General features: G+C 68.6%; 24 protein-coding genes. 19 read left to right on the top strand and 5 right to left on the bottom strand.

Features of this window, described 5'->3' with window-relative positions; translation table 11 throughout:
- The first annotated feature begins 61 nt into the window (after positions 1–61).
- Genes KXD97_RS19485 through KXD97_RS19475 form a run of 3 tightly spaced genes read left to right on the top strand, consistent with a single transcriptional unit; the run spans position 62 to position 1,632 of the window.
- Entirely contained in the window at positions 62–940 is an 879-nt protein-coding gene (locus tag KXD97_RS19485; RefSeq protein WP_260751718.1) for an amino acid ABC transporter permease, read from the top strand.
- Positions 941–952: 12 nt separating this feature from the next.
- Positions 953–1,366 carry a DUF1622 domain-containing protein gene (locus tag KXD97_RS19480; protein WP_260751716.1) on the top strand — a complete coding sequence of 138 codons (414 nt, stop codon included), beginning with the start codon at positions 953–955 and terminating at the stop codon, positions 1,364–1,366.
- The gene (locus tag KXD97_RS19475) at positions 1,363–1,632 is read left to right on the top strand and encodes a hypothetical protein (protein ID WP_260751715.1); all 270 of its coding nucleotides are present in this window, start codon (positions 1,363–1,365) and stop codon (positions 1,630–1,632) included. Before KXD97_RS19480 ends, KXD97_RS19475 begins: the two co-directional genes overlap by 4 nt.
- A 154-nt stretch (positions 1,633–1,786) precedes the next feature.
- On the opposite strand, the gene recX is transcribed toward KXD97_RS19475, so the two are convergent.
- The 3 genes from recX to KXD97_RS19460 all read right to left on the bottom strand — a co-directional run bounded on the left by recX (position 1,787) and on the right by KXD97_RS19460 (position 3,907).
- Positions 1,787–2,347 (bottom strand): recombination regulator RecX, encoded by a 561-nt coding sequence (gene recX, locus KXD97_RS19470; protein ID WP_260751714.1) that lies wholly within the window; start codon positions 2,345–2,347, stop codon positions 1,787–1,789.
- On the bottom strand, positions 2,316–3,368 hold the full coding sequence (recA, locus tag KXD97_RS19465; RefSeq protein WP_260751712.1) for a recombinase RecA: 1,053 nt from the start codon (positions 3,366–3,368) through the stop codon (positions 2,316–2,318). Before recA ends, recX begins: the two co-directional genes overlap by 32 nt.
- Before the next feature lie 311 nt (positions 3,369–3,679).
- Positions 3,680–3,907 (bottom strand): hypothetical protein, encoded by a 228-nt coding sequence (locus KXD97_RS19460; RefSeq protein WP_260751711.1) that lies wholly within the window; start codon positions 3,905–3,907, stop codon positions 3,680–3,682.
- Positions 3,908–3,927: 20 nt separating this feature from the next.
- Here KXD97_RS19460 and KXD97_RS19455 point away from each other — a divergent pair, with 20 nt between their 5' ends.
- From KXD97_RS19455 to KXD97_RS19385, 16 genes are all read left to right on the top strand, one after another.
- A complete protein-coding gene (locus KXD97_RS19455) occupies positions 3,928–4,257 on the top strand; it encodes a hydrogenase maturation nickel metallochaperone HypA (RefSeq protein ID WP_260751710.1) in 330 nt (109 codons plus the stop codon).
- A 2-nt stretch (positions 4,258–4,259) separates the two neighbouring features.
- On the top strand, positions 4,260–5,024 hold the full coding sequence (gene hypB / locus KXD97_RS19450; protein ID WP_260751708.1) for a hydrogenase nickel incorporation protein HypB: 765 nt from the start codon (positions 4,260–4,262) through the stop codon (positions 5,022–5,024).
- A gap of 124 nt (positions 5,025–5,148) precedes the next feature.
- Positions 5,149–6,204, top strand: coding sequence for a hydrogenase expression protein HypE (locus KXD97_RS19445; RefSeq protein ID WP_260751706.1), 1,056 nt, complete (start codon positions 5,149–5,151; stop codon positions 6,202–6,204).
- 88 nt (positions 6,205–6,292) lie between these two features.
- Positions 6,293–8,089 carry a nickel-dependent hydrogenase large subunit gene (locus KXD97_RS19440; RefSeq protein WP_260751703.1) on the top strand — a complete coding sequence of 599 codons (1,797 nt, stop codon included), beginning with the start codon at positions 6,293–6,295 and terminating at the stop codon, positions 8,087–8,089.
- A 3-nt stretch (positions 8,090–8,092) separates the two neighbouring features.
- Positions 8,093–8,977 carry a NifU family protein gene (locus KXD97_RS19435; RefSeq protein ID WP_260751701.1) on the top strand — a complete coding sequence of 295 codons (885 nt, stop codon included), beginning with the start codon at positions 8,093–8,095 and terminating at the stop codon, positions 8,975–8,977.
- Positions 8,977–9,612, top strand: a complete 636-nt coding sequence (locus tag KXD97_RS19430; protein ID WP_260751700.1) for a DUF5947 family protein — start codon at positions 8,977–8,979, stop codon at positions 9,610–9,612. The genes KXD97_RS19435 and KXD97_RS19430 overlap by 1 nt, the downstream gene beginning before the upstream one ends.
- The gene (locus KXD97_RS19425; RefSeq protein WP_260751698.1) at positions 9,609–10,247 is read left to right on the top strand and encodes a DUF6084 family protein; all 639 of its coding nucleotides are present in this window, start codon (positions 9,609–9,611) and stop codon (positions 10,245–10,247) included. The genes KXD97_RS19430 and KXD97_RS19425 overlap by 4 nt, the downstream gene beginning before the upstream one ends.
- On the top strand, positions 10,244–11,572 hold the full coding sequence (locus KXD97_RS19420; RefSeq protein WP_260751697.1) for a hypothetical protein: 1,329 nt from the start codon (positions 10,244–10,246) through the stop codon (positions 11,570–11,572). The genes KXD97_RS19425 and KXD97_RS19420 overlap by 4 nt, the downstream gene beginning before the upstream one ends.
- Complete coding sequence (locus KXD97_RS33340) at positions 11,563–11,682, top strand: DUF6893 family small protein (protein WP_396884425.1); 120 nt, start codon at positions 11,563–11,565, stop codon at positions 11,680–11,682. Before KXD97_RS19420 ends, KXD97_RS33340 begins: the two co-directional genes overlap by 10 nt.
- Positions 11,683–11,712: 30 nt before the next feature.
- Positions 11,713–12,189, top strand: coding sequence for a hydrogenase maturation protease (locus tag KXD97_RS19415; protein WP_260758066.1), 477 nt, complete (start codon positions 11,713–11,715; stop codon positions 12,187–12,189).
- A 2-nt stretch (positions 12,190–12,191) separates the two neighbouring features.
- Entirely contained in the window at positions 12,192–12,446 is a 255-nt protein-coding gene (locus KXD97_RS19410; protein ID WP_260751696.1) for a HypC/HybG/HupF family hydrogenase formation chaperone, read from the top strand.
- Positions 12,443–14,713 carry a carbamoyltransferase HypF gene (gene hypF, locus KXD97_RS19405; protein ID WP_260751694.1) on the top strand — a complete coding sequence of 757 codons (2,271 nt, stop codon included), beginning with the start codon at positions 12,443–12,445 and terminating at the stop codon, positions 14,711–14,713. Before KXD97_RS19410 ends, hypF begins: the two co-directional genes overlap by 4 nt.
- Before the next feature lie 14 nt (positions 14,714–14,727).
- Positions 14,728–15,045: a HypC/HybG/HupF family hydrogenase formation chaperone gene (locus KXD97_RS19400; protein WP_260751692.1), complete on the top strand. Its 318-nt coding sequence runs from the start codon at positions 14,728–14,730 to the stop codon at positions 15,043–15,045.
- Positions 15,042–16,142, top strand: coding sequence for a hydrogenase formation protein HypD (gene hypD / locus KXD97_RS19395; RefSeq protein ID WP_260751690.1), 1,101 nt, complete (start codon positions 15,042–15,044; stop codon positions 16,140–16,142). Before KXD97_RS19400 ends, hypD begins: the two co-directional genes overlap by 4 nt.
- Complete coding sequence (gene hypE / locus KXD97_RS19390; protein ID WP_313901311.1) at positions 16,135–17,208, top strand: hydrogenase expression/formation protein HypE; 1,074 nt, start codon at positions 16,135–16,137, stop codon at positions 17,206–17,208. Before hypD ends, hypE begins: the two co-directional genes overlap by 8 nt.
- A gap of 1 nt (position 17,209) precedes the next feature.
- On the top strand, positions 17,210–17,947 hold the full coding sequence (locus KXD97_RS19385) for a DUF6390 family protein (protein WP_260751688.1): 738 nt from the start codon (positions 17,210–17,212) through the stop codon (positions 17,945–17,947).
- A gap of 359 nt (positions 17,948–18,306) precedes the next feature.
- Here the strand turns inward: KXD97_RS19385 and KXD97_RS19380 are convergent, their stop codons facing one another.
- The gene (locus KXD97_RS19380) at positions 18,307–18,501 is read right to left on the bottom strand and encodes a DUF3046 domain-containing protein (RefSeq protein ID WP_260751686.1); all 195 of its coding nucleotides are present in this window, start codon (positions 18,499–18,501) and stop codon (positions 18,307–18,309) included.
- Between the two features lie 9 nt (positions 18,502–18,510).
- Positions 18,511–19,683, bottom strand: coding sequence for a glycosyltransferase (locus KXD97_RS19375; RefSeq protein WP_260751685.1), 1,173 nt, complete (start codon positions 19,681–19,683; stop codon positions 18,511–18,513).
- Positions 19,684–19,778 lie beyond the last annotated feature (95 nt).

Here is a 19,778-nt window from a genome sequence, read left to right as displayed (position 1 = left end):
GCGCATTCTGGCGGCCAGCGATGCGATTTACTGTCTGCTCGCCGAGGCAGGTGGGCTGGTTGTGACCGGGTCCTCCGTTCTGTTCGACGCACCCGGGCCGCGCGCGCGGATCCGCAACCGGGTCATCTCGGCGGTGACCCTGGTGGTCCTCGCACTGGTGGCGTGGGTGGTGTATTCGCGGCTCGACTCGCGGGGCCAGCTCACCGCCGAGAAGTGGGAACCGTTCCTGACGCCGGACCTGTGGCGCACCTATGTGTTGCCGGGCGCGGAGGGCACGCTGACCGCGGCGGCGGTGTCGATCGTGCTGGCGTTGGTGCTCGGTCTCGCGCTCGGCGTGGGGCGACTGTCCTCGCACACCGGGATCCGGTGGGCCTGCTCGGTGTTCGTCGAGTTCTTCCGAGCGGTGCCGGTACTGATCATGATGATTTTCGCGTACTTCCTGTACGCGTTCTACGACGTGTTCCCGTCCAAGCATCTGGCGTTGGCCGGCGTGATCACCGGGCTGACGCTGTACAACGGCGCGGTGATCGCCGAGATCGTGCGCGCCGGTGTCCACGCGCTGCCGCGCGGTCAGTCCGAGGCGGCATCGGCGCTCGGCCTGACGTGGGGGCAGACCATGCGGTCCATCCTTCTGCCGCAGGCGATCACCTCGATGCTGCCGGTGCTGATCTCACAGCTGGTGGTGGTGTTGAAGGACACCGCGCTGGGCTACCAGATCACGTTCGTCGAGATGGTGCGGCAGGGCACGGTGATCGGCTCGGCGTACGGCAACTACATTCCCGCGCTGATCGTGATCGCGCTGCTGATGATCGCGCTGAACTTCTCGCTGTCGTGGTTTGCCACCTGGTTGGAACGCCGGATGCGCAGATCCCGGAAGGGTCCGGCGCCGATGGAGGCCGAACCGCTGGACATGCAGGGCGACCGCAGCCGCGCGGTCTGACGCGGACCGCCGATGAGTTCCACCCTGCTGGCCTTCGAGGTGCTGCCCGAGTCGACGCTGCGGGACATGGTCGATCTGATGGTCCGCCTGATCGAGGCGTGCGGAGCGGTGGTCATCATGATCGGCGCCGTCGTCGCGATCGTGAAGTTCGTCGCCGCCCTGGGCCGGCGCAACATCAACCAGTTCTCCGCCGTCCGGCTCACCTTGGCCCGGTTCTTGGTGCTGGGGCTTGAATTCCAGCTCGCGGCTGACGTGTTGCGCACCGCGATCTCGCCGTCCTTCGAGGAGATCGGCAAGCTCGCCGCGATCGCGGCGATCCGCACGGCGCTCAACTATTTCCTCAACCGCGAGATCGCCCAGGAGCAACGCGAGATCGAGCTGTTGCGCCACCCGCGGCCCACAGCCGATCCCCCACCGGTGTCGTGAACGTCGTCCTCGACGCGTCATGGTGCTTCGCGCTCGCCGGCATCGTGCTGGGGTCGGCGGCGCTGATCGTCTTCCGCCGACCCCTGCCCGCCTTGCGGGTGACGCTCGAGCTGCTCACCGCGGCCGGGCTGCTGCGGTTGAGCGTGGATTCGTCGTGGACAGCGATCACGGTGGCCGCCGTGCTGATCGTGCTGCGCCGCGTCATCATTCGTACCCTGATCGCCGACCTCACCCCGTCACCGCGGCGGACGCCCCGAACCACGTAGACAGTGCGTCAGTCAGTCCCGCGGACTCCGAGTTCGTCGACCCGGTCGGTCAGCAGACGTTCAATGCGCTTCTGCCACAACGCCAGTCCGTACGGATGCCGAGTCGGAAATTCCCGATGTCGAGGACACCGCGCTGGTCGAGCACCTGCTGAGCTCACACTTTCCGACGCTCCCTTTCGTTCGCCAACTCGGCGGTCACCACGTCCAGCGCCATCGACTGGTTGTAGCCACGGCGGGCCAGCATTCCCACCAGCCGTCGCACCACCTTGTTCTCGGCATCCCTGTCGTCGGGGTCGCCGAGCTTCTCGCGGCGTAGCTTGTCACGGACCAGTTGTTCGGCACGGGTGCGTTCGGCGCCGGCATCGATCCCGGCCAACGCCGCGTCGATCACCTCGTCGTCGACGCCCTTCTTGCGCAACTCGGCGGCCAGGGCGCGCTTGCCCTTTCCGGCGTTGATGCGTCGCGACCGCACCCACTGCTCAGCGAAGTCCTCGTCGTCGATCAGGCCGACCTGCGTCAAGCGGTCCAGGACCGCGACGCTCACGCCGTCGGGGTATCCGCGCTTGGCGAGCTGCGCCTCGAGCTCGGCACGCGTCCTAGCCCGGGCGGTGAGCAGACGCAGGCACAGGGCCCGCGCCTGCTCAGCACGCTTGTCGGACTCGTCGACCTGAGCTCCGGCCGGGTCAGAAGTCGACGGGAGCGGGAAGAGCGTCATCGGCTGCATCATCGGTCAACTGAGCCCCGATACCGAGCTTCTCTTTGATCTTCTTCTCGATCTCGTTGGCCACGTCGGGGTTCTGCAGCAGGAAGTTCCGGGCGTTCTCCTTACCCTGGCCGAGCTGCTCCCCGTCATAGGTGAACCAGGATCCGGACTTGCGGATGAAGCCCTGCTCGACACCCATGTCGATGAGCGAGCCCTCCCGGCTGATCCCGCGGCCGTACAGGATGTCGAACTCGGCCTGCTTGAACGGCGGCGAGACCTTGTTCTTGACGACCTTGACCCGGGTGCGGTTGCCGACCGCGTCGGTGCCGTCCTTGAGCGTCTCGATGCGCCGCACGTCCAGGCGGACCGAGGCGTAGAACTTCAGCGCCTTACCGCCCGTGGTGGTCTCGGGGGACCCGAACATCACGCCGATCTTCTCGCGCAGCTGGTTGATGAAGATCGCGGTGGTGCCCGAATTGTTCAGCGCCCCGGTCATCTTGCGCAGCGCCTGGCTCATCAGGCGGGCCTGCAGGCCGACGTGGCTGTCGCCCATCTCCCCTTCGATCTCCGCGCGCGGCACCAGCGCCGCCACCGAGTCGATGACCAGGATGTCCAGCGCGCCGGAGCGCACCAGCATGTCGGCGATCTCGAGTGCCTGCTCACCGGTGTCAGGCTGGGACACCAGCAGCGCGTCGGTGTCGACACCGAGCTTCTTGGCGTACTCCGGGTCCAGCGCGTGCTCGGCGTCGATGAAGGCGGCGATACCGCCGGCGGCCTGCGCGTTGGCGACGGCGTGCAGCGCGACGGTGGTCTTACCGGAGGACTCCGGACCGTAGATCTCGATGACACGGCCGCGGGGCAATCCGCCGATACCGAGCGCGACGTCGAGGGCGATCGACCCGGTCGGAATGACCGCGATCGGCGGGCGCACGTCCTCGCCGAGTCGCATCACCGACCCCTTGCCGAAGTTCTTGTCGATCTGCGCGAGCGCCAGTTCCAGGGCCTTCTCGCGATCAGGGGCTTGCGGTGCCATGGTGATACCTCTCCGGTAGTCGTTGTTGACCGGTTCTCGGTCGGTTGGCCGTGACGCTAGGCGAAGCCACCGACAAGTCCTTCGTACGATGTCTGCGGTCGAACTCCCCCCACAGTAGACGAACAGGTGTTCGATTCAAGTGGACACGCCGACGGCTCACCTTTTCCGGGCATGACGCGTCCGGATCCCGGCCGGTACCGCCGAGATGGCGGCGTACAGGTACCGGCCGCAGGTCGGCGGCGGTGACAGCGCATGAGCACGTGTCGTGAAGGCGCACGGCTTCACCGGCGCCCGCGACGACGGCTCTCCGACTACGCCGAGGCGTTCGGCGGCGCCGGCCGCATCGTCGTGATACGGGCCTCGTCGTTCAGCGACGGACACATCCTCGCCGCCTCCGCCGGGGATCCCCGGACCGCCGCGACGACCTCGCCGGACGCCAGGACCGGCTTCGAGGCGATTCGAAGCCCGAACTCCTTGGGGCGCAACGAGTTCGCCGCTCGGCTGGACGCGCCGCGCGCGCCGGTCCTATCGTGGATCATCCGCCACGGAACGGACTCTCATGCACGAGATGGCGATCACCCAGAGTGTCGTCGATGCCGTGTGTGAACACGCCGCCGGACGCCGCGTGCACGGCGTGACACTGGAAGTCGGCGCGCTGTGCGCACTGGTCCCCGACTCGATGCAGTTCTGCTTCGAACTGGCCACCGAGGGCACCGTCGCCGAAGGCGCACAGCTGGACATCGACGTGCGCCCCGGCACCGCACACTGCCGCGCCTGCGGCGCCGACTTCGCGCTGGCGGACTTCTTCCTGCTCTGCCCCTGCGGCAGTGCCGACGTCGAGGTGACCGCCGGCCAGGACATCAGGATCCGATCGATGGAAGTGAGCTGACCATGTGCGCAACCTGCGGCTGCGGCGAGAACACATCGACGATCACCGGACACCCCCACGACCACGCCCACGACCACCCCCATGACCATGACAGTCGGCGCACCCACACCGTCGATCTCGAGCACCGGGTACTCGCGAAGAACGACGCCCTGGCCGAACAGAACCGCCGGTGGCTCGCGCAACGCGGCATCCTCGCGCTGAACCTGACCAGTTCGCCCGGCGCCGGGAAGACCACACTGCTGGAGCGGACCATCCGCGAGATGGACGCCGCCGGCCCGGTGACGGTCATCGAGGGCGATCAGGAAACCCTGCTCGACGCCGAACGGATCCGGGCCACCGGCGCACCCGCGGTGCAGATCAACACCGGGGCCGGCTGCCACCTGGACGCCCAGATGATCGGTGATGCGCTAGGGGTTCTCAACCCGCCCGAACACTCGCTGCTGTTCATCGAGAACGTGGGAAACCTGGTCTGCCCGGCCATGTTCGACCTCGGGGAGCACGCCAAGGTGGTGATCATCTCGGTGACCGAGGGCACCGACAAACCTCTGAAGTACCCGCACATGTTCGCCGCCGCCGGGCTGGTGCTGATCAACAAATCCGATCTGCTGCCCTACGTTGACTTCGACGTCGACCGCTGCGCCGACCACGCACGGTCGGTCAACCCCGGCGTCGACGTGCTGACGGTGTCGGCCAAGACCGGCGCGGGCACCGCGGATTGGTACCGCTGGGTCCGATCGCGGCAAACCGGAACCGGTGCGGGGACCTAGATCCATCGATCCGTTGACAACGACCGTTCGGCGCGAGTAAACCAAAACCAGCGGCGTGCAAGTGGGCCGACGGTCGACTCCGATGCCGCAGGGGTCCCAGCCCGGCCCCGGAAAGCTGTGACACATGCCGAGCGAGGCAGCAGTCAAAGCGGAAGAGGCATTGATCCACGTGCTGTGGATCAACGCCGGACTGAGTTGTGACGGCGATTCGGTGGCGTTGACTGCCGCCACCCAACCGAGCATCGAGGAGATCGCGCTCGGCGCCCTCCCCGGTCTGCCCAAGGTCGCCGTCCACTGGCCCCTGATCGACTTCGAATGCGGGCCCAGCGGAGGTGCGGACGACTTCCTCGAATGGTTCTTCAGAGCAGACAGAGGCGAACTGGAACCATTCGTGTTGGTCGTCGAGGGGTCCATCCCCAACGAGAAGATCAAGGACGAAGGCTACTGGTGCGGGTTCGGCAACGATCCGGCAACCGGTCAGCCCATCACCACCAGCGAATGGTTGGACCGGCTCGCCCCGAAGGCGACCGCCGTCGTCGCGGTCGGGACGTGCGCCACCTACGGCGGTATCCATGCGATGGCAGGCAACCCGACCGGCGCGATGGGTGTGCCCGACTACCTCGGATGGGACTGGAAGTCCAAGGCAGGGATCCCGATCGTGTGCGTGCCAGGCTGCCCGATCCAGCCGGACAACCTCTCCGAGACGCTGACGTACCTGCTGTACATGGCCACCGACCAGGCGCCGATGATCCCCCTGGACGACGCGCTGCGACCCAAGTGGCTGTTCGGGGCGACCGTGCACGAAGGCTGTGACCGCGGCGGTTACTACGAGCAGGGTGACTTCGCGACGGAGTACGGATCTCCCAAGTGCATTGTGAAACTCGGGTGCTGGGGTCCGGTCGTGAAATGCAACGTGCCCAAACGGGGCTGGATCAACGGGGTCGGCGGATGTCCGAACGTCGGCGGCATCTGTATCGGGTGCACGATGCCAGGATTCCCGGACAAGTTCATGCCGTTCATGGACGAACCAACCGGCGGCAAGCTGTCCTCGACCGCGTCCGGGCTGTACGGATCGATGATCCGCAGCCTGCGCCACATCACCGGCCGCACCGTCGACCACGAACCCCGGTGGCGGCACCCCGGCGAGAAACTCGAATCAGGAGCGGCCCGCACCTGGTAGGAGCGGAGGCCCGGGCACATCCCGGCGAACCACCCGACGCCCGCCGCACGCGTGAACTGCGCAGCGTCACAGAGAGAGAAGAAGTTCGATGACAACGACCATTCCCGAGCCGTCCCACGTCAAGCGTGACCCCGGTCAACTCGTGGAAATGGCGTGGGACCCGATCACCCGCATAGTCGGCAGCCTCGGCATCTACACCAAGATCGATTTCGAGAACCGGGAGGTGGTGGAGTGCCACAGCACCTCGTCGATCTTCCGCGGCTACTCGATCTTCATGAAGGGCAAGGATCCCCGGGACGCCCATTTCATCACCAGCCGCATCTGCGGTATCTGCGGCGACAACCACGCCACCTGTTCGTGCTACTGCCAGAACATGGCCTACGGCGTCAAACCGCCGCACCTCGGCGAGTGGCTGATCAATCTCGGCGAAGCCGCAGAATACATGTTCGACCACAACATCTTTCAGGAGAATCTGGTCGGGGTCGACTACTGCGAGAAGATGGTCGCCGAGACCAACCCCAGCGTGCTCGCCAAAGCCGAGAACACCCCGTCCCCGCACGCCGACGCGCACGGCTACCGCACCGTCGCCGACATCATGAGAGCGCTCAATCCGTTCACCGGCGACTTCTACCGGGAAGCGTTACAGGTCAGCAGGTGGACCCGGGAGATGTTCTGCCTCATGGAGGGACGCCATGTCCACCCGTCGACGCTGTACCCGGGCGGCATCGGCACCACGGCCACCGTCCAGCTGATGACCGACTACATGACCCGGCTGATGCGCTATGTCGAATTCATGAAGAAGGTCGTGCCGATGCACGACGACCTGTTCGACTTCTTCTACGAGGCGCTGCCCGGGTACGACCAGGTGGGGCTGCGGCGCACCCTGCTCGGATGTTGGGGCTCCTTCCAGGATCCCGAGGTGTGCAACTTCGCCTATAAGGACATGGAGCGCTGGGGTGACGCGATGTTCGTCACGCCCGGCGTGATCATCGACGGCAAGCTGCACACCCACTCCCTGGTCGACATCAATCTCGGAATCCGAATCCTGTTGGGCCACAGTTATTACGAGGACTGGTCCGATCAAGAGATGTTCGTCAAGACAGACCCGCTCGGCAACCCGATCGACCGGCGCCACCCCTGGAACCAGCACACCAACCCCAAGCCGCAGAAGCGGGACTTCGACGAAAAGTACAGCTGGGTGATGTCGCCGCGCTGGTTCGACGGCACCGATCACCTCGCGCTGGACACCGGCGGCGGCCCGCTGGCGCGGCTGTGGTCGACCGCGCTGGCCGGTCTGGTCGACATCGGCTACGTCAAGGCCACCGGCACCAGCGTGCAGATCAACCTGCCCAAGACGGCCCTGAAAGGTCCCGTCGAGTTGGAGTGGAAGATCCCCGGGTACGGCTCGAACACGTTGGAACGCAACCGGGCCCGGACGTACTTCCAGGCGTACGCCGCCGCGTGCGCGCTCCACTTCGCCGAGAAGGCGCTGACCGAGATCCGCGCCGGGCGCACCAAGACCTGGGAGAAGTTCGAGGTGCCCGACGAGGGCATCGGCTGCGGCTTCACCGAGGCGGTGCGCGGGGTGCTATCCCACCACATGGTCATCCGCGACGGCAAGATCGCGAACTATCACCCGTATCCGCCGACCCCGTGGAACGCCAATCCGCGCGACAGCTACGGGACACCCGGACCGTACGAGGACGCGGTGCAGGGCCAACCGATTTTCGAGGAGAACGACCGGGAGCACTTCAAGGGCATCGACGTGATGCGCACGGTGCGCAGCTTCGACCCGTGCCTGCCGTGCGGTGTGCACATGTATCTGGGCGGAGGCAAACAGTTGGACCTGCTGCACTCCCCCACCCAGTCCGTCACCGGGGAATAGGGCATGGGCCCGCCGGCCCCGCCGCGCCGCGACGACGCACAGTGGCGCACGGCGGGTGATCGGATCCAGACGCTGCTCGACGCGCTCGCGACCGGCGGCACCGCCGCCCGTGAGCGCGCCGAACAACTGGTCCGCGAGGTGACCGACCTCTACGGCGCCGCGCTCGAGCGGATGCTGGACACCGCGCTGGCCGCCAAACCCGAACTGGCGCAGGCCTTCACGGCCGACGATCTGGTAGCCAGCCTGCTGTTGGTGCACGGTCTGCATCCGCACGACACCGAACGGCGGGTGGCCGACGCGCTCGCCGCGGTACGGCCCTATCTGGGTTCACACGGCGGCGACGTCACACTGCTCGGAGTGGCCGACGGCGTCGTCCGCCTGCAGTTGCTGGGCAGCTGCACGAATTGCCCGTCCTCGTCGGTGACGCTGGAACTCGCCGTTCAGGACGCGGTCCGCACCGCCGCCCCGGAGATCGCCGCCATCGAGGTGGTCGCGACCGAAGCAGATGGCCGACCCGGCGTCATCCCGGCCCATTCGTTGATGAGCCGGGTGCACGCCGGGCACTCCACGTGGCTTCCGGTGCCCGAACTGGCCGGCTTGCGCGACGGCGAGGTCGGCGGCTTCCGCACCGCAGGCGTGAGCGCCCTGGCGTGCCGCGTGGACGGCGCCGTAGTCGCCTACCGCGATCGGTGCGCCGCGTGCGCAGGCTCATTGGCCGGGACCCGGCTGGCCGGCACCGTGGTGCACTGCCCGGGGTGCGGCGCGCGGTTCGACGTGCTCCGCGCCGGGCGCGGGATCGGCGGCGACGGCCACCTGGAACCGATCCCGGTGCTCGAACGCGACGGCGTGTTGTCGCTGGCCGTACCGGCGTCCGCGGAGGTGGCGTGATGCCGGGAGCCTTCGACGTGCTGGCCCGGGTCCGGGCCGATCGGGCGGCCCCCCGGCCGGCCGGGGAGCGCTGCGAGATGTGCGCCGAACCCGTCGGCGACGAACACCAGCACGTGGTCGACGTCGAAGGCAGACAACTGATGTGTGTCTGTCGCGGCTGCTATCTGCTGTTCACCGATACCGCTGCGACATTGCGCTATCGGGCGGTGCCGGACCGATACCTGGCCTTCCCGGACCTCGCGTTGGACCGCCGGGTGTGGGAGCGCCTGCAGATCCCGGTCGGCCTTGCGTTCTTCTTCCACAACTCCTCGCTCGGGCGCACCGTGGCGTTCTATCCCGGCCCGGCGGGGGCCACCGAATCGGAACTTGATCTGCAGGCGTGGAACGACATTCGCGGCGCCGACCCGCGGGTTGACCGGCTGGCCGCAGACACCGAGGCCCTGCTGGTCCGCATCCCCGACATCCCTGATGCCACGCCACGGGGATATTTGGTCCCGATCGACGCCTGCTACGAGTTCGTCGGGCGACTGCGCATGCTGTGGCACGGATTCGATGGAGGCTCCGAGGCCCATGACTTCGTCGATGGGTTCTTCACCCTCCTCGACCAGCGCGCACCGGCGGTGCCACGCCCATGACCGAGATCCACTTCACCGTCGTCGACATCGCGCCCGAGCCCTACGCCGTCACCCCGGTCCTGACCGCCCGGGTCGGCGTCGCGGCCGACGGTGACACTCCGGTCCACGCGCTCGCGCTGCGATGCCAGGTGCGCATCGAACCGTTGCGGCGCAGCTATTCCGACGCCGAGGCGGACGGACTGGTGGACCTGTTCGGACCCCGCGAGCGGTGGTCGACCACCCAGCAGACCTTCCTGTGGCAGCACACCGCCGCGGTCGTCGCCGGGTTCACCGGCGACACGATCGCCGAGCTGCCGCTGGAGTGCACCTACGATTTCGAGGTCAAGGCCGCCAAATATCTGCTCGCACTCGGCACCGGCACCGTTCCGCTGCGATTCCTGTTCAGCGGAACGGTTTTCACGCAGGGCGAGCGGGGTTTCAGCGTCCGTCAGGTGCCGTGGGACCGCGAGGAACGCTTCGACATGCCGGTGGCGGTGTGGCACGACCTCATCCGGCAGCACTACCCCGGCACCGGCTGGTTGCGCCTGTCCCGCGACACCATCGACGCGCTGGCGGCCTACCGGTCGGCGCGCGGGTTGCTCGGCTTCGACGACGCGGTCACCGAACTGCTCGCCGCGGCCAGGGAGTTGCGATGAGCACCGGATGGGACCGGGCCCGCGCCGTCGCCGACGCGGTGCTCTACGAGGGCTACCTGCTCTACCCGTACCGCGCGACTTCCGGGAAGAACCAGTCACGCTGGCAGTTCGGGGTACTGGGCCCGCCGGGCGCCGAACAGGCCGGCATCGGCGAGAACGACTCGCTGTCGGCGCAGCTGCTCGTCGAACCCGACGGCGTGCCGACGCTGTCCGGCGCGGTGCGCTTCCTGCAGCTGCAGCAGCGCAGCGCCGAGCGCGGCACCCCGGCCGGCTATCAGCGGGTGCACGAACTGCAGGCCGGCCCCCGCCGGTGGCTCAGCTGGGACGAAGCGGTGGAGTGCGAGGTCGCGATCGACCCCGCACCGGTGACCGGTTCGCCTCGCACGGTGGACATCTCGATACCCGCAGGCCGCGACGTCGAGACCGTCGATGGCGGCAGACTGGTGCGCGAGCGGCGCAGCCTGCACGGTCAACTGGCGATCGGCGCCGAACCATGCGACGGCCTGGTGCGGTTGACGCTGGAGGTCCGCAACACCGCGGTCCCCGCGGCGGACAAACGCGAGGCGATCGCGACCTCGCTGATCGGCGCCCACCTGCTGCTGGAGATCGACGGGGCCGAATTCGTCTCGCTGCTCGAGCCTCCCGACCGGGCCGCCCAAGCCGCGGCACGATGTCGCCAGCGCCGCTGCTTCCCGGTGCTGGCCGGCCGGCCCGGTGAGCGCGACCTGGCGCTGGTTTCGCCGATCATCCTCTACGACCACCCCGAGATCGCCGAACAGAGCCAGGGCGACCTGTATGACGCCTGCGAGATCGACGAGATCCTGACGCTGCGCGTGATGACCATGACCGACGAGGAGAAGTCGGCGGCGCGGGCGACCGACCCGCGGGCCGCCGACATCATCGACCGCTGCGACTCGATGTCCCCGGAGGCCATGCTCGGTCTGCACGGCGTGCTGCGCGACCCGCACGCGTGCACGCCACCGTTGATTCCCGAGATCCCCTCAGACACCGACTGGTGGGATCCGCGTGCCGACACCGCTGTCCGTCCGGAACTCGACGCCGTCCTGGTGAACGGCACCAGGGTCGCGCGGGGTAGCAGGGTGCGGCTGCACCCGTCGCGGCGCGCCGACGCCCAGGACCTGTTCTACGCCGACAAGACCGCGCGAGTGACGTCGGTGCACGCCGACGTCGACGGCGGCGAGCACATCGGTGTCGTCCTCGACGACGACCCCGCCGCCGACCTGCACGACTGGTACGGCCGTCATCTCTACTTCGCGCCCGACGAGGTGGAGCCGCTCGTGGAAGGGAGAGCACCATGGAAGTAGTCGGTCGGATCACGGTGGCACTGGTGGCCGCGGCGGTCCTCGCGGTGGCGGTGGTCGGGGTGCGGTCGATCCCCGACATCCAGCGCTACCTGAGAATGCGCCGCATGTGAGCTGAGGAAGGACTCGTCATCACGCCCCGAATACTGGTGGCCGGGATCGGCAACATCTTCCTCGGAGACGACGGCTTCGGACCCGAGGTGATCCGGCGCGTCCCGCCCCGGCTCACCGGGCCGGACGTCCGGGTGACGGACTACGGGATCAGAGGCATGCACCTGGCCTACGACCTGCTCGACGACTGGTCGGCCCTGGTTCTCGTCGACGCTGTTCCCGACCGCGGCGCGCCGGGCACGCTGGACGTCTTCGACGCCGATCTCCGAACCCACACCGGCCGAACAGGTCTGGACGCCCACGCGATGGACCCGGCCGCGGTGTTCGCCAGCCTGGACGCACTCGGCGGGACACCGCCGCGCACCGTGGTCGTCGGCTGCCAGGTCGCGACGGTGGCGGAGGGAATCGGGCTTTCGCCCGTCGTCGCCGCCGCGGTACCGGCCGCTGTGCGTGCCGTCGAGGACGTGGTGGCCGGCCTGGCGACGCACTCCGCGGCGGGGAGGGGCTGATCATGTGCCTCGGTATCCCAGGACAGGTGGTCGGCATGGTGGACGGCTACGGTGACCAGCTGGCGCTCGTCGACGTCGCCGGCGAACACCGCAAGGTCAACGTCGGCATGCTGCCCGAGGAACACTTCGCGGCCGGCGACTGGGTGATCATCCACATGGGTTTCGTCGTCGAAAAAACCGACAAGGCCGGCGCGGACGCCGCGCTGGCCGGCCTGGAGCTGATGGGCAGAGGGCGCACCGCCGAGGAGTCACCATGAGCGGCCGCAGGCGGGTCCGCGTCTGCGTGCGCGGTGTGGTGCAGGGCGTCGGCTTCCGGCCTTTCGTGTACACCCTGGCCACTGCGTTCGGACTGTCGGGTTCGGTGCGTAACGACAGCACCGGCGCACTCATCGAGATCGAGGGCGCCGAAGCGGACATCGATCGCTTCCTGTCCCGGCTGCGCACCGATCCACCACCCCTGTCTTTCGTGGAATCTGTTGAGGTGCAGGATATTCCGCTGGTGGGCGGCACCGGATTCGCGATCGCCGACACCTCGCGCACCGGCGGCGGCCGCACACTCGTCTCCCCCGATGTCGCCATGTGCGCCGACTGCGCCTGCGAGTTGCGCGCCCCGGGCAACCGCCGCTACCGGCACCCGTTCATCAACTGCACCAACTGCGGCCCGCGATTCACGATCACCGCGGCACTGCCGTATGACCGCGCGTCGACCACGATGGCGGGCTTTCCGATGTGTGCCGCCTGCGCACGCGAATACACCGACCCCGCCGACCGCCGGTTCCACGCGCAGCCCATCTGCTGCCCGCAGTGCGGGCCGACGCTGCGATACCGGGACGGTACCGGGGGCGAAACCCACGGCGAGCTCGCGTTGCGTGCCGCCAGGGAGCTGCTGTGCGGCGGCGGCGTGCTGGCGGTCAAGGGCGTCGGCGGCTACCACCTGGCCTGTGATGCCGCCGATCACCACGCCGTCAACGGGCTGCGCACGCGGAAACGCCGCGGCGACAAACCGTTCGCGGTGATGGTGCCCGATCTCGCCGCGGCACGGACCATCGCCGAACCGGACCCGGCGTCCGCGGCGCTCCTGGGCAGCGTGGCCCGCCCGATCGTGTTGATCCCGCGGCGCTGCGGCGCGCCGATCGACCAGGCGGTGGCGCCGCACAACCCCGACCTCGGGGTGCTGCTGGCCTACACCCCGTTACACACCCTGCTGTTCGGCCTCGACGGCGACGAACCCGGGCCACAGGCTCTGGTGATGACGTCGGGCAATCTGGGAGGCGAACCCATCTGCTTCACCGACACAGACGCGCTCCACCGGCTCCGCGGCCTGGCCGACGGATGGCTGATGCACGACCGGCCCATCCTCGTCCCCTGCGACGACTCGGTGATGCGCGCCGACACCCCGGTCCGGCGCTCACGCGGTTACGCACCTCTGCCGATCGCCCTTCCGGTCGCGGTACCCCCCACACTCGCCGTGGGCGCAGATCTGAAGAACACCATGGCCGTCGCGGACGGCAGGTATGCCTGGCTCAGTCAGCACATCGGCGACATGGACGACCTGGCCACCCTGTCGGCGTTCGACTCCGCACAGCAGCATCTCCGGGTCCTGACCGCGGTGGAACCGGAGGTATTGGTCACCGATGCGCATCCGCGGTACCGCTCGACGGCGTGGGCGCTGCGCAACGCCGCCGGCCGTCCGGTACGCAGCGTGCAACACCACCACGCGCACCTGGCCGCGGTGATGGCCGAGCACGGCATGGACGGCGCCGCGCCCGTCCTCGGATTCGCTTTCGACGGAACGGGGTACGGCCCCGACGGGGCGGTGTGGGGCGGTGAGGTTCTGCTCGCCGACTACAAGGGTTACCGGCGGCTGGCCCGGCTGCGCTATGTGCCGCTGCCGGGCGGTGACGTCAGCGTGCTGCGTCCGTACCGGATGGCGCTGGCCCATCTGTGGGCCGCCGGCCTGCCGTGGACGCCGGACCTGGCACCGGTACGAACATGCCCGCCCCGGGAACAGCGGGTACTGCGCCACCAGCTCGAGACCGGCTTGGGGTGCGCACCGACCTCCAGCATGGGCAGGCTGTTCGACGCGGTGTCGGCGCTGGCCGGCGTTCGTCAGATCGTCGATTACGAGGCGCAGGCGGCGATCGAACTCGAAGGTCGGTCCCGCGACTGTGACTGCGGCACAGCCGGTTACCGGTTCGCCGTCGACCACGCGCCATCCACGGCGGAGATCGACCCCGCCCCCGTGCTGTCGGCGGTGGTCGACGACGCCCGCGCCGGTGTCGCCGCCGGTGTGATCGGGGCGCGTTTTCACGACGCGGTGGCCGCGCTGATCCTCGAGCTCGCGCTCGCCAACCGCGGCTACACCGTGGCCCTGTCGGGCGGAGTGTTCCAGAATGCCCTGTTGCTGCGCCGGTCGCGCATGCTGTTGGCCGCGAACGGGTTCGACGTCATCACACATCACCGTGTGCCACCCAACGACGGCGGTGTCGCGCTGGGTCAGCTGATCATAGGAAACGCCGTCTGAAAGGGAGGACGCCGATGTGTCTGGCAGTACCGGGAAAGATCATCAGCATCGAAGAACGTGACGGCACGCTGATGTCGGTCGTCGACTTCGGCGGCGTCAAGAAGGATGTGTGCCTGCAGTACCTCCCCGACGCCGAGATCGGCCACTACGTCGTCGTCCACGTCGGCTTCGCCATCCAGCGGCTCGACGAGGAGTCGGCACGGCGCACGCTGGCCGAGTTCGAGCACCTCGGCGTCCTCAAGGAGGAATTCGCTGACGGTTTCGAGCTGGCAGCGCGGCAGGCGGGCACCGCCAATCCCGCAACCGACGGACCTTCGGAGGTGAGGTCGTGAAGTATCTCGACGAATTCAGCAACCCGGAGCTGGCCGCACGGCTCCTCGACCAGATCAGGTCGGCCACCACCCGACGCTGGTCGATCATGGAAGTCTGTGGCGGGCAGACCCATTCCATCATCCGGCACGGTATCGACCAACTGCTGCCGGACACCGTCGAAATGATCCACGGGCCGGGGTGCCCCGTGTGCGTCACGCCGTTGGAGATCATCGACAAGGCCCTGGAGATCGCATCCCGGCCGGACGTGATCTTCTGCTCGTTCGGCGACATGCTGCGGGTGCCCGGCAGCGAGAAGGACCTGTTCCGCGTCAAGAGCCAAGGGGGCGACATCCGGGTCGTGTACTCCCCACTGGACGCGCTGACGATCGCGCGGGACAACCCGGACCGGCAGGTGGTGTTCTTCGGTATCGGCTTCGAGACCACCGCGCCCGCCAACGCGATGACGGTCTACCAAGCCAAAAGGCTTGGCATCGGCAACTTCTCGCTGCTGGTGTCCCACGTGCTCGTACCGCCGGCGATCTCGGCGATCATGGAGTCCCCGACGTGCCGCGTCCAGGCGTTCCTGGCGGCCGGCCATGTGTGCACCGTGATGGGCACCGGTGAGTATCCGCCGCTGTGCGACAAGTTCGGAATCCCGATCGTGGTCACCGGTTTCGAGCCCCTGGACATCCTGGAGGGCATCCGGCGCACGGTGATGCAACTCGAATCCGGCCGCCATGAACTGGAGAACGCCTACCCCCGCGCCGTTCAGGACGTCGGCAACCCGGCCGCCAAGGCGATGCTGCTCGACGTGTTCGAGGTGACCGACCGGGCCTGGCGCGGGATCGGCGTGATTCCCGCCAGTGGTTGGCGGCTGTCCGACGCCTACCGGGATTTCGACGCCGAACAGCGCTTCGCCGTCAGCGACATCCACACCGAGGAGTCCGCGGTGTGCCGCTCCGGCGAGGTTCTGCAGGGGCTCATCAAACCACACGAGTGTGCGGCCTTCGGAACCCTGTGCACACCGCGAAACCCGCTGGGGGCCACCATGGTCTCGTCCGAGGGCGCCTGTGCGGCGTACTACCTGTACCGGCGCCTCGAGGTGACCAATGCCTGATACCGAGCCGGAGGCGAGCATCGATATGGAGTCGTGGGTGTGCCCGGCCCCGTTGCGCGACGCCCCCAACATCGTGATGGGACATGGCGGCGGTGGCGCCATGTCCGGCGAGCTCATCGAGCAACTGTTCCTGCCCGCGTACGGGCCGGCCGCCGACGCGGCGATGGGAGATTCGGCGATCGTCGACCTCGGCGGCGCCCGCCTGGCGTTCTCCACCGACTCGTTCGTCGTCAAGCCGATGTTCTTTCCGGGCGGTTCGATCGGCGACCTGGCGGTCAACGGCACGGTCAACGACCTGGCGATGGCCGGAGCGGTTCCGAAAGTGCTCTCGACCGCCTTCATCCTCGAGGAGGGCACGCCGCTGGAGGAGCTGGCACGGATTGCCCAGGCGGTGGGCACCGCGGCGCTGGCGGCCGGGGTCAGGCTGGTCACCGGTGATACGAAGGTCGTCGACTCCGGCCACGGTGACGGGGTCTATCTGAACACCGCGGGTATCGGGCTGATCGACGAGCGCACCGACATCCGTCCGCAGCGGGCGGCGCCGGGCGACGCGGTGATCGTCAGCGGCGACATCGGCGTCCACGGGGTTGCCGTGCTCAGTTGCCGCGAAGGCCTGGAGTTCGCCACCGCGGTCTCCAGCGACACCGCTCCGCTACACGGACTGGTGGCCGCGATGGTCGCCACGGGCGCGGACCTGCACGCACTGCGTGACCCGACGCGCGGTGGGCTGGCCGCGACGCTCAACGAGATCGCCCGGGCCGCCGGGGCCGGTGTGTCGATCGACGAACGCGCGCTGCCTGTTCCGGCGGCGGTGCGCGACGCGTGCAGCATGCTCGGCCTCGACCCGCTCTATGTCGCCAATGAGGGCAAGCTGGTCGCGTTCGTCGCCGCCGCGGACGCCGACCGGGTGCTCGCCGCGATGCGCGCGCATCCACTGGGCGCGCGCGCGGCGGTCATCGGCACCTGTGTTGCCGAACATCCGGGCATGGTGGTGGCCAGGACGGCGCTGGGCGGCACCAGGGTGGTGGACCTGCCGATCGGCGAGCAACTGCCCCGGATCTGCTGACATGCCGGCCCCCGCCGGACAGCACCGCACCGGCCACACGCTGTTCGCGCGTTTCGCCTATCCGCCGAACGAACTCGGGTACTGCGGGCCGGAGGACACCGGCGCGTTGCTCGGGACCGCGGAGCAGACGACCGCGGTGGCGCGGGAGTTCGACGGCGCGTGGCCGTACCTTCAGGCGATCGCGGACGCGGCCGGTGTCGCCGACCCGCTCGACCGGAACGTGGTACGCACTTACTGGGTGGGCGGTCCGCTCCTCGACGCGGTGGGCCGCAAGGACCTGCTCGCCCGGCTCCGGTCAGCGTTCGCCGGTCAGGTGACGGGGCTGCTCGATGAGGTGGGCGATCAGGCAACTGCGTTGGCGCACCACAGTTTTCACGTGCTCGTGGTGTATCCGTGGGTGAGATTCCTGGACCGAGACCCGGGCACAGCGCTGCGCATCCTGCAGAATTGCCGGATCCGTTGGGGCACCGTGACTTCCGTTGACGACGACCATGTGCTCATCGACTCGGCACCGCTCACCTTCGACGCCGGCCGTCTGTCGCTCGGCGACCTCGAAACCGAGCGGGTGCGCTGGCACCGCGACGGCACGTCGCTGACCACCAGACCGGACGTCGGCGATGTCGTGGCCGCCCACTGGGACTGGGTGTGCGAGCGTCTGAGCGAGGCGGACACCGCCGCTCTGAACGCGGCGACGCAGGCCACCCTCGGACTCGTCGCCACCGCCAGAAACCGATCTTGACCAGGGAGAACGCCCCGACCACGCGGTTTCGGTGACCACCCCGGGGGTATCCGCTCCAGCGGGCTTGGCCGCGACGAGCGGCGGCCTGTGAGGAGGGCAACCCATGGACAATGGTAGAGAAAGCGGATCCCGCGACACTGGGGCAGATGAGCCGTCGGGCGGACCGGTAGACCGGCCGTCCGGCGCCATCGAGGGCGCCGAATCGGTGCCCAGTCACGGCGAACCGGGGCAGAACGACTTCGAGACAGGATTCACGACGGAACCTCCGCGGGATGTCGAGCCCGAAGTGCCGCCGTACGCCGGGCGGAAGAAATCGGCTGATTCCGGAAGCGCAGGCGGCGAGCAGAATCACTGACCGGTCACCACTGGTCGCGGGGCACATCGAAGTCGGCGCACAGCGCCCGCCATACCTCGCGGGGCTCGACGCCGTCCTCGATCGCCTGCGCCGCGGTACGGCCGCCGATGCTGGTCAGAACATGGTCCATCAGCATCGACGAGGCCCGCACCGCACCGAACTGCCCCTCGACGAGTTCGTGGAATTCCGTCAACCGCACAGGCCCAAACTACGCCGGGTCCCCGATCGCGTCATGGCACACCCGTACCGGATCGGCGACTTCGGCGGCTCCGGCCCCGGCCCGGCGGGCCGCCGCGCGGTAACTCGGCGTCGCGAGCACCTCCTGCACGGCCGCGCCCAGCGCCCCTGCGGTCAACGGCCGCACGAGGCGCGCACTGCCCTGTCGGACAAGGCGATTGGCGATCTCCCACTGGTCTCCTCCACCCGGGACCACCACCATCGGAACCCCGGCCAGCAGCGACTTCGCGACCGTCCCATGGCCGCCGCCACAGATCAGCACATCGGCCCGGGACAGCAGCTCGTCCTGGCGGCCCAGACCCACCACCGCCCACGGCGGCACCTCGGCGTCGGGTCCGTGCAGGCAGGACACGGCCACCCGGGCTCCCGCGGGCAGCACCTCGCCGGGCACCAGGCTGGTCAGCGCCAGCTCGGCCAGGCCGACCGCACCGGTCGTGGCGGTCGACGGGGCCACCACGACGACGGGACCGTCGCCGTCGGGCAACCGCAGCACGTCGGTTGTCGGTTCGTAATGCAGCGGTCCCACGATGACGGCCTCGGCCGGCCAGTCCGGGCGCGCCACCTCCAGCGCGGGCAGCGTGGCGATCAGGCGGCGCACCGGCCCGGGGTCCTCGCCCGGCAGCCCGATCCCCCGCCGCGCCTCGGAGCGCTGCCGCAGCCCGTCCCGCCATGATTTCGCGCTCAACGCGCGCAACACCGTGTCGCGCAGCCGACCGCGCAGGCCGGTTCCCGGCGCCAGGCCGCTGCCGATGGGCGGCAGCCCCTTGGACGGCCGATAGAGCGGGTGGGTGTTCAATTCCACCCACGGCAGACCGAGCAGGTCGGCGGCCAGCCCACCACAGGCGGTGATCGAATCCGAGACCACCAGATCCGGATCCAGCGCTGCGATGAGGTCCCGGTTCAGGACGGCCATCCGGGCGGCACGCTGGTGGATCTTCGCGCCGGCGTCGGCGTCGTCGTCCTCCGCCGTGGGGTCCAGACCGCGCAGTTCGACCGCGTCGATGCCGTCATGGCGCGCCGCCTCGAGCCATCTCGTTCCGGTGAGTAGCGTCGGCGCGTCTCCGGCGGCGCGCAACTTCAGGCACAGCGCGATAGCCGGAAATGCATGCCCGGGGTCGGGTCCCGCGACCACGGCTACGCGCATGCGGGCTACCCTGCCACACCGTCGGCCCGTTAGGCTCCGACGGTATGACCGACGATGCCCCGCAACCGCTGCTGCCGACCTCCGACTCCACTCCC

Origin of the sequence: Mycobacterium sp. SMC-8, from assembly GCF_025263565.1 — a bacterium.
Classification (GTDB): Bacteria; Actinomycetota; Actinomycetes; order Mycobacteriales; family Mycobacteriaceae; genus Mycobacterium.
This window is presented reverse-complemented; position numbering and strand designations above follow the sequence as displayed.